At 67.0% G+C, this 12,516-nt stretch carries 12 protein-coding genes; 3 read left to right on the top strand and 9 right to left on the bottom strand.

Annotated elements, in window-relative coordinates:
* Positions 1 to 14 precede the first annotated feature (14 nt).
* From C8J24_RS08110 to C8J24_RS08090, 5 genes are all read right to left on the bottom strand, one after another.
* Positions 15 to 1,082 carry a 5-(carboxyamino)imidazole ribonucleotide synthase gene (locus C8J24_RS08110; RefSeq protein ID WP_031439532.1) on the bottom strand — a complete coding sequence of 356 codons (1,068 nt, stop codon included), beginning with the start codon at positions 1,080 to 1,082 and terminating at the stop codon, positions 15 to 17.
* An 11-nt stretch (positions 1,083 to 1,093) separates the two neighbouring features.
* Entirely contained in the window at positions 1,094 to 1,549 is a 456-nt protein-coding gene (purE, locus tag C8J24_RS08105) for a 5-(carboxyamino)imidazole ribonucleotide mutase (RefSeq protein ID WP_056408927.1), read from the bottom strand.
* 243 nt (positions 1,550 to 1,792) lie between these two features.
* Entirely contained in the window at positions 1,793 to 2,479 is a 687-nt protein-coding gene (gpmA, locus tag C8J24_RS08100; RefSeq protein WP_107931622.1) for a 2,3-diphosphoglycerate-dependent phosphoglycerate mutase, read from the bottom strand.
* Between the two features lie 92 nt (positions 2,480 to 2,571).
* Complete coding sequence (locus tag C8J24_RS08095) at positions 2,572 to 3,708, bottom strand: M14 family metallopeptidase (RefSeq protein ID WP_107932692.1); 1,137 nt, start codon at positions 3,706 to 3,708, stop codon at positions 2,572 to 2,574.
* An 11-nt stretch (positions 3,709 to 3,719) separates the two neighbouring features.
* Positions 3,720 to 4,334, bottom strand: coding sequence for a hypothetical protein (locus C8J24_RS08090; RefSeq protein ID WP_107931619.1), 615 nt, complete (start codon positions 4,332 to 4,334; stop codon positions 3,720 to 3,722).
* Between the two features lie 157 nt (positions 4,335 to 4,491).
* Between C8J24_RS08090 and ykgO the strand changes: the two genes are divergently transcribed.
* From ykgO to C8J24_RS08075, 3 genes are all read left to right on the top strand, one after another.
* Positions 4,492 to 4,617, top strand: coding sequence for a type B 50S ribosomal protein L36 (gene ykgO, locus C8J24_RS08085; RefSeq protein ID WP_003046794.1), 126 nt, complete (start codon positions 4,492 to 4,494; stop codon positions 4,615 to 4,617).
* A 4-nt stretch (positions 4,618 to 4,621) separates the two neighbouring features.
* Positions 4,622 to 5,257, top strand: coding sequence for an HAD family hydrolase (locus C8J24_RS08080; RefSeq protein WP_107932690.1), 636 nt, complete (start codon positions 4,622 to 4,624; stop codon positions 5,255 to 5,257).
* Positions 5,258 to 5,544: 287 nt separating this feature from the next.
* Positions 5,545 to 6,240, top strand: coding sequence for a murein L,D-transpeptidase catalytic domain family protein (locus C8J24_RS08075; protein WP_031439528.1), 696 nt, complete (start codon positions 5,545 to 5,547; stop codon positions 6,238 to 6,240).
* Here the strand turns inward: C8J24_RS08075 and C8J24_RS08070 are convergent.
* From C8J24_RS08070 to C8J24_RS08055, 4 genes are all read right to left on the bottom strand, one after another.
* Entirely contained in the window at positions 6,237 to 7,319 is a 1,083-nt protein-coding gene (locus tag C8J24_RS08070) for a glycosyltransferase family 2 protein (RefSeq protein WP_107931617.1), read from the bottom strand. The genes C8J24_RS08075 and C8J24_RS08070 overlap by 4 nt on opposite strands.
* A 98-nt stretch (positions 7,320 to 7,417) precedes the next feature.
* Positions 7,418 to 9,238: a DUF885 domain-containing protein gene (locus tag C8J24_RS08065; RefSeq protein WP_167396724.1), complete on the bottom strand. Its 1,821-nt coding sequence runs from the start codon at positions 9,236 to 9,238 to the stop codon at positions 7,418 to 7,420.
* 80 nt (positions 9,239 to 9,318) lie between these two features.
* Entirely contained in the window at positions 9,319 to 9,618 is a 300-nt protein-coding gene (locus C8J24_RS08060) for a hypothetical protein (protein ID WP_031439525.1), read from the bottom strand.
* 17 nt (positions 9,619 to 9,635) lie between these two features.
* Positions 9,636 to 12,485 carry a M16 family metallopeptidase gene (locus tag C8J24_RS08055; RefSeq protein WP_107931614.1) on the bottom strand — a complete coding sequence of 950 codons (2,850 nt, stop codon included), beginning with the start codon at positions 12,483 to 12,485 and terminating at the stop codon, positions 9,636 to 9,638.
* Positions 12,486 to 12,516: the final 31 nt, after the last annotated feature.

Below are 12,516 nucleotides of genomic sequence, written 5' to 3'. Positions count from 1 at the left end.
AGCGGGTGCCGCGCCTAGCGCCGCACCCGCGTGACGTGACCCATCTTGCGGCCGGGCCGCGCCGTCCCCTTGCCGTAGAGGTGGAGATGCGCGCCCGGTTCGGCGAGCAGGTCCCGCCAGCGATCCACGTCGCTGCCGATCAGGTTCTCCATCGTTGCCTCGCGCCCGGTCAGCGTCGGCGCGCCGAGCGGCAAACCGCAGATCGCGCGAATATGGTTCTCGAACTGCGAGCATTCGGCGCCCTCGATCGTCCAGTGCCCCGAATTATGCACCCGCGGCGCCATCTCGTTGAACACCGGCCCGTCCGCGCCGACGAAGAATTCGCAGGCCAGCACGCCGACATAGTCGAGCTCGGTCGCGATCCGCTCGGCGAGTGCCGCCGCCTCGTCCGCCTGCGCCAGCACCGCGGCGGGCGCGGGCACCGTGGAGTGCCGCAGGATCGCATCGCGGTGGAGGTTGAGCGGCGGCGCGTAGCGGACGATGCTGCCATCCAGCCCGCGCGCGATCAGGATCGAGAATTCATGCTCGAACGGCACGAACGCCTCGAGCACCGCGGGGCCGCCGATTGCATCCCAAGCGTCCTGTGCACCCTCGGGCGCGTCGATCTTCACCTGCCCCTTGCCGTCATAGCCGAACCGCGCGGTCTTGAGCACCGCAGGCGTCCCGACCCGCGCCAGTCCCTCGCGCAGGCTCGCGAGGCTGTCGACCGCCGCCCATTTCGCGGGCCGGCCACCGACGCTCTCGACGAAGCGCTTCTCGCCGATCCGCTCCTGCGCCACCCGCAAGGCGCGCGGGCTCGGATGCACGGGAACGCGGTCGGCGAGCCATTCGACCGGCTCGACCGCGATATTCTCGAATTCATAGGTCACCACGTCGCAGGCGTCGGCGAAATCGGCGAGCACGATGCGGTTGTGATAATCGGCGCGCGTCATCGTCGAGGCGGACTGCGCGGCGACGCTTTCCTGGTCGGGGGCGAGCACATGCGTGTGATAGCCGAGCTGCGCCGCGGCGGTGGCAAGCATCCGGCCGAGCTGACCTCCGCCAAGGATGCCGATGGTCGATCCGGGGGGAAGCGGCGTCATGTCGGCGTCTTTCAGGCTGGGTCGGTGGCGACGGAGTCGGTCTGCGCGGCGCGCCAGGCTTTCAGCCGCTCGGCCAGCGCATCGTCGGCGGTCGCGAGGATCGCCGCGGCGAGCAGCCCCGCGTTGATCGCGCCGGGCTTGCCGATCGCCAGCGTGCCCACCGGGATGCCGCCCGGCATCTGGACGATCGATAGCAGGCTATCCATGCCCTTCAGCGCCTTGGATTCTACCGGCACGCCGAGCACCGGCAGGTGCGTCATCGAGGCCGCCATGCCGGGCAGATGCGCCGCGCCGCCCGCGCCCGCGATCACAACCTTCAGGCCCCGATCGGCGGCGGTCGTCGCATAGTCGTAGAGCCGCTGCGGGGTCCGATGCGCGGACACGACCCTGGTCTCGTACGCGACACCGAGCGCATCGAGCGTCTCGGCGGTGTGGCGCATCGTCTCCCAGTCGGAGGTGCTGCCCATAATGATGCCGACTAGAGCCAATTTCGCCCCCCGCTTCAGGAAGCGCCGTGCCTAGCGACGCGGGGGGACGAGGGCAACGCTGTTGGTGGCATCGTACGGATCGACCGGCAAACGCGATTGCCACCATTTCCGACCGCACTCCCCGGCGGAGGCCGGGGTCCAGTTGGGGGATGCCGTTAACGAAGCACGGCGCCCCGTTACTGCGACCTTTCCAACTGGGCCCCGGCCTTCGAGAAGAAAGGCTTACCGCTCGCTCAGATAATAACGATCGGTCGCGTTCAGGTCCGCGTCCAGTTCGTACACGATCGGCTGACCCGTCGGAATCTCGAGGCTCGTGATCTCGTCGTCCGGGATGTTGGACAGGTGCTTGACCAGTGCGCGCAGCGAATTGCCGTGTGCCGAGATCAGCACGCGCTGCCCATCCTTGAGCGCCGGCGCGATCCGCGCGTCCCAATAGGGCAGCACGCGATCGATCGTGTCCTTCAGGCTTTCAGCCTTCGGAATCGCGATGCCGTCATACCGACGGTCCCTGGACAGGTCGAACTCGCTGCCATCCTCGAGCGGGGGCGGCGGCACGTCGAAGCTGCGGCGCCAGATATGGACCTGCGCGTCGCCATGCTTGGCCGCGGTCTCGGCCTTATCGAGCCCGGTGAGCCCGCCATAATGCCGCTCGTTCAGCCGCCAGTCCTTCTCGACCGGCAGCCACAGCCGCCCCATCGCCTCGAGCGCGATGTCCAGCGTCTTGATCGCACGCGTCTGCAGGCTGACGAAGGTCTGGTCGAAATCGAGCCCCTTGGCCGCCATCAGCTCGCCTGCCGCCTTGGCCTCGGCCTCGCCCTTGGCGGTCATGTCGACGTCCCACCAGCCGGTGAAACGGTTTTCGAGGTTCCAGCTGGACTGGCCGTGGCGGATCAGGACGAGTTTGGGCATGCGGGCTCCTGCAATGGCGAGGGACAAAATGGAAATGCGGCGTTTGCCCCCCTAACCGTCATCCTGACGAAAGTCAGGCTGACGGTTAGGGATCAGATCGCGTCGATTACATCCGCGAGCGTCTCGAGCATGGCATGCGCAAGCTGCTTCGACCGTTCCGGCGACCAGCCATATTCGGCATCGGGATTCGCGTCGTGATCCTTGAACGGCATCTCGAGCGTCATCGACACCGCGCCGAAGCGCTCGGCAAGCTGGTTGGTGGACATCGACAGATTGGCGGTGCCGGGCGCGGATTTGGGATAGCCCTTCTCGGTCTGGAAGTCGGGCGTGTGCGCCGCGAGACGGCGGCCATAATCGTAGAATTTCTCGCCATGCGCATCCGTCCAGGACGGGATGCCCTCATAGCCCGCGATGAAGTTCGCCGGGATCGCCTCGTCGCCATGAATGTCCATCGCGACGTCGACGCCGGTCGCGTCCATCGCGTTGCGGACGCACAGCACCTCGGGGCTCTTTTCCGCGCTCGGCGTCGCCCATTCGCGGTTGAGGTTCACCCCCGCTGCATTGGTGCGCAGATGCCCGCGGTACGTGCCGTCGGGGTTCATGTTCGGCACGACGTGGAACGTCGCCTTTTCCAGCAGCGTCGCGGTCACCGGGTCGGCCGAATCGGTCAGCCGCTCCAGCGCGCCCTCCATCCACCATTCGGTCATCGATTCGCCGGGATGCTGGCGGCCATAGATCCACACCTGCTTGGGCCCGGTGCCGATCGTGAAGGCATCGATCGCCTGCCCGTCGAGCGACTGGCCAAGCTCGCGGTGCGTGACGCCCGGCAGCAGGGCGGTCCGCGCGATCAGCGCCGCATGCATCTCCATCGTGTACGGCGCGAAATAGGCGAACCAGGCGAGGTCGGTCTCGGCGGTGAAGTCGAATTCGAGCACGCCATCGGCGTAGCGCGTTTCGATCATCCGCCACGCCTGCCGATCGGTGCTCGCCCGCGCCTTGTAGCCGGGCCAGCCGAACGGATAGGCCGAACTACCAGCATTGAGGATCCGGTAGGTCAGCGTGCGGCCCGCCCCCCCCGCCACGCGGAAGTAGAACCACTGGAAATAGTCGGAGTCGCGGTCCTTGACGATTTCCAGGTCGATCCGGTCGCCATCGACCCGCACGAGGCGGATATTGCCGCCATCGAAGGCGGCGTTGATGGCGAGAGGCGTGGTGGCGGCGGCGGTCATCGGGCGATCGTTCATTTCACCTGGATAGTGCGACCGGACTCGCCGGGGAACCCCGCGAACAGCGCGCTGGCGAGCTTTTCGGCCTGGATCTGGCTCGTCGCATCGGGCTTCCTTGCGTCGGCGAAGGTCTGCGCGCGCCCCTCCCAGACCGGCGACTGGTCGAGCGACCGCTTGATCGTCACCGCCATCTCGGTGACCAGGATCGCATCGCGGCCGCCCCCGCCAATCGGGAAGCCGACCCCGCCGCCGAGCCCCACACCGCCGCCGCCCCGGCCGCCGCTGAAGCCACCGCCGCCGATCCCGACGCTAAACGGCGACCGCTTGGGCGGCCCCGCCTGGGTGGTACGCGTGAAGGCGACGGTCGCGACCAGCAGCGGCTTCGTCCCCGGCGCGGGCGGGTTGTACCCGACCTTGATCAGCTGGCCCTGCACGGCGGCGGCATAGCTCTTGAACTCGAGGCTCGCCGGTGCGCCCGCAGTCAGCGGCTGGACCGCGATCGTGCCGCGGTCGAGCGGCTCGCCGAGGTGATAGCGCAACACCTCGGTCGGCGGCAGCGACGGACCGGTCGCGCAGGCCGTGAGGGATGCGCCCGCCAGCGCGAGAACCATGATCGAACGAACCGCCATCGGGACTTCCTTAGAATGTTGCGCTACAGTAACGCTTAGACCGGCCGGGAGGGTTCCCGGCCGGATCGAGTGCGTCTGTTGCTTGACTTGGACACACCCCGCCATTAGGCGATCCCGTCTTTCCGCACACCTAGATTTGAAAAGAAGCGAATCGATCATGAAGATCCGCAATTCCCTGAAGTCGCTCAAGGATCGTCACCGCGATAACCGCGTGATCCGTCGTCGTGGCCGTACCTACGTCATCAACAAGACCAACCGTCGCTTCAAGGCACGACAGGGCTAAACCCCTGAAGACCAGCGTCATTTTTGACGTCGGTCGTGTCCTGTACGATTGGGGTCCCCGGATCCTGTACGAGCGCCTGATCGATGACGATCGGGCGCTCGACGCGTTCCTGCGCGATGTCGTCACGATCGACTGGCATTTCCAGCATGATGCTGGTCGCGACTTCGCCGACACCTCGGCGGAGCTTGCCGCTTTGCATCCGCAGCATGCCGACCTGATCGCCGTCTGGGGCCCGCGCTTCAACGAGAGTATCGGCCCGGCGATTGCGGGGATGCACGAACTCGTCCGCGATCTCGACGCCGCCGACGTACCGCTGTTCGCGATCACGAATTTCAGCCACGAATTCTGGCCGCCGTTTCGCGCGCGCGAATCGGCGATGTTCGACCGCTTCCGCGACATCGTCGTGTCGGGCGACGAGAAGATGGTGAAGCCCGACCCCGCCATCTATCGGCTCGCGCTCGATCGATTCGGCGTGCGTGCGGACGAGACGGTGTTCGTCGACGACAATCCGGCCAATATCGCCGCCGCACGCGCGCTAGAGATCGAATCGGTGCTCTTCACCGATGCCGCCAGCTTCCGCTCGCGACTCGTCGAGCTTGGCCTGCCGATTGCCGCTACGGGCGAAACGCCCCCACGCTGAACCGTGCGCGCACGACGATGCGCGCCCGTACTTCCCATAGAAACGCCCGAAGACCGCGCATCGGATGTGCCGCGTCAGGACCGATCGTGTCGCCTGATATGGCAACCCGCTCCGACGCCGCTGGCCAGCCGGAGAGTCACCCCGCCGCGCACGCGCCTACGACGAACTGCCTCCTTCCCGGGGCGGACAGAAGGAACATCACGACAACTGGTGGAAATGGTTGAGGAATGTTCATCATTTCTACGCTATAGAGAGGGTCACGGGATTGGGGTTTTTCGGGAATTTCGATGTACGATGAACAGGGCGCACGGCGAGATCGTCGTGCCATTCTAAAGAACGGTCTTGTATTGGCCGGTGCACTTGCAGTTCCGAGTGCGGTATCTGCAACACAACGTCTTACGGCACGCGATTTGAAGCCGATGACTCAGCCACCATTGCCGCGTTCCCCGGCGATGCCGATTTCGTCGTCGCGCGTCGTGCGCCCCGAATTGCTGCGCCAGGCGATGGCCGCGCTGGGTCGTAACGGCAGCCGGATCCCGCATCACGACCGGATCGCGATCGCCGACTTCACCGCCTCGTCGTCCCAGCCGCGGTTCCACTTCGTCGACCTCGCCAGCGGCCGCAGCACGTCGCTGCTCGTGTCGCACGGCAGCGGGTCGGACCCGGCGCATACCGGCTATCTCGAGCGCTTCTCGAACGCGTTCGGCTCGAATGCGTCGTCGGAAGGCGCCTTCGTGACCGACGATTATTATGTCGGCAAACATGGTCGGTCGCAGCGGCTGATCGGCCTCGATCGCACCAACAACAACGCACTCGGTCGGGCGATCGTCGTCCATTCGGCCTGGTATGCGAACAAGGACATGATCGCGTCGCACGGCATGCTCGGCCGCAGCCAGGGCTGCTTCGCGGTCGGCGAGAAGGATCTCGATCAGGTGTTTGCCCGCTTGGGTCAGGGTCGGATGATCTTCGCCGCCAAGGTCTAAGGCACGCGCGCCGGTTGGCGCATCGCGCGGCGTACGCCGCCGATCGCCCCGGACCATAGCAGCGCGGGCAGCCCGGCATAGCCGAGCCCGAGATGCGCCGGCCGTGCGGCAAGCAGGTCGGCGACCCCCAAAGTCCCCGCGCGCAGGCCGGCCCGCCCGACACCGCGCCAGCGCCGCGCGGCTTCCCATCGGATCAGCCGGCGATCCTCCCCCGAACAGTGATGCCGTGCGAGAAACTCGGCCTGGATCGCCCCCAGTGCGCTGCCCAGCGTCGTCAACGCAGCACGATCGCGCACCGCGCGCCGTGCCAGGATGTGCGCCACGATCAGCGCCGCGATCCGGTCCGCCTGTTCGCCGAACAGATCCGCATGCCGCTCGGCCAGAATCGCCGCAGCCACGGTTTCCATCCGCTCGGTGAACCGCTTCGATACTCCGCCCGCGTGCACGCGGTACACCATCAGCGGCTCGTCGAGGCGCGCGATCGCGCCGAATCGGCGGATCCGCTGATACAGGTCGAAATCCTCCGCATAGAGCCACTCGGGCCGCATGAACGGATCGAGCCGCCGCGCCGGGTCGCCCCGGATCATGACCGATGACCAGATCAGCGGGTTCTCGATTCCCGTCAGCCAGTCGATGAGCATCGGCGTGGTAATCGCGGCATGCTCGGACGGCCCGATCACGCCGTCGACGAGCAGGTCCGCCGCCGTCCCGAGCAGCACGGTCGCCGGGTTCGCCTCCAGATACGCGACCTGGCGGGCAAAGCGGTCGGGGCGGCACAGATCATCGGCATCAAGCGCGGCGATATAGCGGCCCCGCGCTGCAGCGACCCCGGCGTTGCGCGCCAGCACGGGGCCGCCATTGACCGGCATCGCCACCAGCCTGACGCGCGGATCGGACCAGCCCGCGACGCAGGCGCGGGTCGCGTCGGTCGAGCAGTCGTCGACGACGATCACCTCGAAATCGGTGAAAGACTGCGCGGCGAGGCTGTCGAGCGTGGCGGGCAACAAGGCTGCGCCATTATACACCGGCATGACGACGCTGATGACCGGATCGGGCCTTGGGCGGACGGCACGTGTCATCGAGGGGGAGCGCTCGGCATCCCCCTCCCCTTGCATGGTCAGGCTTTAACGGGCGATTACGTAGAATTACGCGGCCCGCCGCTGAGCGTGTCCTTCAGTCAGCCCTTCGCGATCCAGGCATCGCCGATCTCGCGCAGCATATCGAGCGGTACGCGCCCATAAGCGAGCACCGCCGCATGATAGGCCTTGAGGTCGAACGTCGTGCCCATCTTCGCCTTGGCGCGCTCGCGGATATCGACGAACACCGAATGGCCAAGCTTGTAGCTCGCCGCCTGGCCCGGGTTGACGCAATAGCGCTCGACCTCGCGCGTCGCGAAGCCCTCCGCCTCGCCTTCCGCGTCGATGAAATGGCGGATCGCCTGTTCGCGGGTCCAGCGCAGGTGATGGATGCCCGTATCGACGACGCAGCGGTTCGCGCGGAACAGCTGGAATTTCAGATAGCCGAGCCGCCCGAGCGGATCGTCGTCATACATCCCGATCTCGTCCGCGAGCTGTTCGGCGTAGAGCGCCCAGCCCTCGCCATAGCCCGAAAAGCTCGTCATCTTGCGGATCAGCGGCAGCCGGGTGTTCGACAGCGCAAGCCCGCTCTCCATCTGATGCCCCGGCAGACCCTCGTGATAGACCGTCGTCGCGAGGCAGAATTTGGGCCAGTCGGCGCTGTCCTTCAGGTTGAAATAGACCAGCCCCGGCCGCGAGCCATCGATCGCGGGCGGCTGTGCGAACGCCGCGGCGGCACCGGCCTCGGTCTGCGCAGGCACGCGCCGCACTTCGAAGCCATAAGGTGGCATCCGCTCGAACACGCTGGGCAGCTTCGCGCGGATCGCCGCGAGCCGGTCGTTGCAATAGGCGATCGCCTCGCGCTTGCCCGCATCGGTGTTGGGATAGAGCTGGTCGGGATTCTTGTAGAGCGCGGCCATCCGCGCGCCGATGCTTCCCTTGCTGTACCCCTGTTTGCGCAACAGCGTATCGAGCTGCGCCGACAGCATCTTCGCCTGGTCGAGCCCGAACCTGTGCACCTCGTCGGGCGACAAATTGGTCGTCGTCGTTGCGTGCAACGCGGCGGGATAGAAGGCGGCGCCCTCCTTCAGCTTCCACACCCCCGCATCATGCGTGGCCGTCCGGCGGAGGTCGCGGGTGGCCGCGATCTGCCGGTCGAGCGCTGGCAGCACCGCCGCGTCATAGATGCGCGCGGCATCGCGGCCATAGCTTTCGCCCAGCCCCTTGGCCGCCGCGCGCCGGACGAGACTCTGCACGACCAGCGCCTCGCTTGCGGGCTGGCGCGTCTTGGTCATCTGGTCGAGCGCGAGGTCGAGGATGAAATCGGGGGCGACCACGCCGACGCCCGCGTCATGCCGCATCCGCGCAGTGTTCGCGTCGATCTGTCCGGCAAACGCCTGGAGCCGCTGCAGATAGGCGTCGGCGTCGCCCTTCGTCTCGATCCGGTGCTTGGTGTCGAGGAAATCGGGCACAGATTGATACGCACCCGAGAGCTGCGACACGACATAGGGGCTGGGGCCATAGGACGTGCCGCCGAAATCGAACGCCTGCACCGCCGCCGCCGACCGCCGCGTATAGACCACGCAATCGAGGTCGATCCGCTCCGCCGGCGACAGCCCGGCGCGGTCGATCGCCGCAAGCTGCGCCAGCTCGACCTTGGTCTGCGTCCGCGCCGCGGCGATCCCTGTCGCCGACTGGTCCGACAGCTTGGCACGCAGATCGGCATTGGCACCCGTGTCGAGCCCGAGCGAGGTCGCGCTCTCGGGACTGCGCCGCAACTGCGCCTGGACGAGCTGGTCGAACAGTCGCGACAGCGGCGTCGCGGGCGCCTCGGCCGCCTGCGCGAGCGCCGGTACCAGCGACGCCGCGCCGCCCAGCATCGTGCCGGCGAGCACCGCACGGCGATGGATCTTCAAACTCATCCCACTCTCCGAAATGCAAACGGCCCGCCTTCCACCGGGAAGACGGGCCGTTCTTCGTCACGTCATGATGCCAGAGGCGATCAAGCGGTGCGCGTTCCCGACAGCGGGAAGCTGCCGAAGGCGCCTGCACCGACGGTGCCGGTCATCGTGTCGCCATCGACGGTCGCCTTGCAGTCGAGCGTCATCGGCATCGGCACGGTCATCGCCTGCTTCCAGCTCAGCGTGTCGCCATCGACCTCGCCGGTCACATCCATGCCGCCCATCGCACCCGACACCGCGCCCGAAAAGCTGGTGTCCGCGCTGTTCACAGTCAGCGTCATCTTCTGATCGCCCAGCGGCGATTTCACGACGCAATCCCAGCTGCCATCGACATTTGCCATGCTATTCTCTCCTTCGATTACTTGGCCTTGGCCGCAAGCGGCGTCACCGGAACCACCGGCAGCCCCGCGACCGAAGCCGCGCTCACGACCTCGACCGGCAACCCCAGGCTGTCAAGCTGCGGCTTGACCGTCTTGGCATCGCCGACGACCACCCAGGTGAATTTCTTCACGTCGATCACTCCCGCGATCGCGGTGTTCAGCTGCGGCAAGGTCAGCGCGCCGTAGCGTCGCGTGATCGTCGCGTAATAATCGTCGGGGCGCTTCAACAAATCATTCTGCTGCATTGCGCCGAGCACCGCGCCCGACGTCTCGAAGCTGCCGGGCAACGCGCGAATCCCGCCGTCGATCGCCAGCCCGAATTCGGTCTGGGTCATCGGCTTGGTCGTCACGAACTGCGTCACGTCCTGTTGCAGCGCGGTGATCGACGGACCAGTCTTGTCCGCCTGCACCCCGGCCGAGATGCCATAGGGCGCATCAAACGCGGCCGTCTGGAACCGCCCGCCTGCGCCATAGGACCAGTGCTTCTCCTCGCGCAGGTCCATGTTGATCCGGCTGAGGAAGCTGCCACCCAGCGCATCGTTCGCGGTGTTGAACACCAGCATGTCGTCGCTGCCCTTCAACCCGGTCCGCTGGCCCGCGAGGATCAGCGATTGCGGGCTGTTTGGCCGGTCGACCAGCACGATCTTCGGCGTCAGCGGGGTGCGCGTCGTCGGGAAGCTCTTGACGCCCGCCGGCCCCTGCGCCGTCCAGTCGCCGAACCCGCGGTCGAGCACCGCCCTGACCTCGGCGAGCGGGCGGTCGCTGACGACGAAGATCTTCGCCTTGTCGGGGCGCAGCCACGCCTGCTGGAACGCGATCAGGTCGGCGCGCGTCAGCGCGGCGACCGCCTTCGGATCACCACCGCCCATCGCCTTGCCGTAAGGGGTGTCTCCGTTGATCAGCTTGCCGATCACGCGGTTGCCCAGGCCCTGCGGACTGGTCAGTTCCTGCTGGATGCCGGCCAGCTGTTGGTTGCGGACCCGGCCGACCTCCTCGTCCGCGAAGGCCGGATTGCGCGCGATATCCGCGAACAGCGCGACCGCGGGCGTCAGGTTTGCGCTCGGCACGCTCATCGACAGCGTCGTCCGGTCGAGCGAGGTGCCCGTCCCGATCGACGCGCCCAGCCGCTCGCGCGCCTCGGCCAGCGCGATGCCGTCGAGCGTCCGCGTCCCCTCGTCCATCACGCTCAGCGTCAGCTGCTGCGTGCCGAGCTTGTCCGCGACATCCGCGGCATAGCCCGCGTCGAAGCTCAGCACCGCCTGCGTGATCGGCACCGCATCGCGCCGCGCATAGACAAGCTCGATCCCGTTCGACAGCCGCGCGCGCTCGACCGCAGGGAAGGCAAGCCCGGTCAGCGTGCCGACCGCGGGAATACCGCCGGCGCGCGTGCCCTTGACCGGCGTCTCGGCCGCAGGCTTCACCGCGACCGCAGGCGGTACGACCGCCTCCTCATATTTGTCGCGCTCGCCGTCGACCACGGTCAGCGTATAGGCGGGGCGCGTCAGCCAGCGCGTCGCGGCGGCCTTGACGCTCGCCGGCGTCTGCGCCGCGATCGCCGCCAGCTCTTTCTTGTAGCGGCCCGGGTCGTTCGCATAGAGCGCGCCGCCCGCCAGCGCGACCGCCTTGCCGCCGAACCCGCCGACCGATTCATAGCCGCGGATACGGCCCGCAACCGCCTGGGTCTGGACGCGCTGGATCTCGTCCGCGGTCGGTCCGGTCTTCAGGAAGTCGGCAAGGATCTCGTCGAGCCGCTTTGACACGACCGCGGGGTCGACGCCCGGCCGCACGATCGCGCGGATCGTGAACATGCCGATCTGCGCCATATCGCTATAGCCGGCGGACACGTTGACCGCGAGCTTCTCCTTGCGGACCAGCGCATTGTCGAGCCGCGACGAGGCGAGCCCACCCAAGACCGTACCACCGACGTCGAGCGCCGCGGCATCGGGATCGAGCATCCCCGGCACCGCCCAGTTCTTGGTGATCATCACCGCGGCGACACGGTCCTTCATCACCTCGTTCACCGGCGCTGCGAGCGTCGGCACGGTGACGGTCGGCAGGACCGACTTGGGGCCCGTCTTGATATCGCCGAAATATTTCTCGACCAGCGGCTTTGCGGTCGCCGCATCGACATCGCCCGCGAGCACCAGCACCGCATTGTTGGGCCCGTAATGCGAGCGGAACCAGTCCTTCACATCGGCAAGGCTGGCGCGGTCGAGATCCGCCATCGACCCGATCGGGGTGTGGCCATAGGGCGTGTCCGCGGGGAAGAGCCCGCCGAACAGCTTGTACTGGACGAGGCCGTAAGGCTGGTTGTCGCCCTGGCGCTTCTCGTTCTGGACGACGCCGCGCTGCTCGTCGAGCACGCCCTGCGTAATCGCGCCGGTCAGATGCCCCATCCGGTCGCTCTCGAGGAACAGCGCGCGCTCGAGCGCGGCGGCGGGGACCGTCTCGAAATAATTGGTCCGGTCGAACGAGGTCGTGCCGTTGAAGTCGGTCGCCCCGACCTCCTTCAGCGGCGCGAAGAAATCGCCCGGCGCATTCTCGCTGCCGTTGAACATCAGATGCTCGAACAGATGCGCAAAGCCCGTGCGGCCCTGCGGCTCGTGCTTCGACCCGACGTCATACCAGACCGATACCGCGACGACCGGCGCCTTGCGATCGGTGTGCACGATCACGCGCAACCCGTTCTTCAGCGTGAACTGCTGATAGGGAATATCGACCGAGGTGACGAGCGTGGCGACCGGTGCAGGCTTTGCGACCTGCGCGCCAACCGGCGCGACAAGCGCGGCGGTGGCGACGCCAGCTAGGGCCAAGAGCTTCAACGACATGGATTTTCCCCCGGGATACGACGACTGTTAT

Source organism: Sphingomonas aerolata (assembly GCF_003046295.1).
Taxonomy (GTDB): Bacteria; Pseudomonadota; Alphaproteobacteria; order Sphingomonadales; family Sphingomonadaceae; genus Sphingomonas; species Sphingomonas aerolata.
Note: the sequence above shows the minus strand (reverse complement) of the source record. Positions and strands in the feature narration are given on the sequence as shown.

Bases quoted from the DNA above. Each gene is read 5' to 3' on its own strand.
- C8J24_RS08090 (WP_107931619.1), bottom strand. From the start codon at position 4,334: ATGGCGGTTCGTTCGATCATGGTTCTCGCGCTGGCGGGCGCATCCCTC.
- C8J24_RS08070 (WP_107931617.1), bottom strand. From the start codon at position 7,319: ATGACACGTGCCGTCCGCCCAAGGCCCGATCCGGTCATCAGCGTCGTC.
- C8J24_RS08110 (WP_031439532.1), bottom strand. From the start codon at position 1,082: ATGACGCCGCTTCCCCCCGGATCGACCATCGGCATCCTTGGCGGAGGT.
- C8J24_RS08095 (WP_107932692.1), bottom strand. From the start codon at position 3,708: ATGACCGCCGCCGCCACCACGCCTCTCGCCATCAACGCCGCCTTCGAT.
- C8J24_RS08075 (WP_031439528.1), top strand. From the start codon at position 5,545: ATGTACGATGAACAGGGCGCACGGCGAGATCGTCGTGCCATTCTAAAG.
- C8J24_RS08060 (WP_031439525.1), bottom strand. From the start codon at position 9,618: ATGGCAAATGTCGATGGCAGCTGGGATTGCGTCGTGAAATCGCCGCTG.
- purE (WP_056408927.1), bottom strand. From the start codon at position 1,549: ATGGGCAGCACCTCCGACTGGGAGACGATGCGCCACACCGCCGAGACG.
- C8J24_RS08065 (WP_167396724.1), bottom strand. From the start codon at position 9,238: ATGAGTTTGAAGATCCATCGCCGTGCGGTGCTCGCCGGCACGATGCTG.
- ykgO (WP_003046794.1), top strand. From the start codon at position 4,492: ATGAAGATCCGCAATTCCCTGAAGTCGCTCAAGGATCGTCACCGCGAT.
- gpmA (WP_107931622.1), bottom strand. From the start codon at position 2,479: ATGCCCAAACTCGTCCTGATCCGCCACGGCCAGTCCAGCTGGAACCTC.
- C8J24_RS08055 (WP_107931614.1), bottom strand. From the start codon at position 12,485: ATGTCGTTGAAGCTCTTGGCCCTAGCTGGCGTCGCCACCGCCGCGCTT.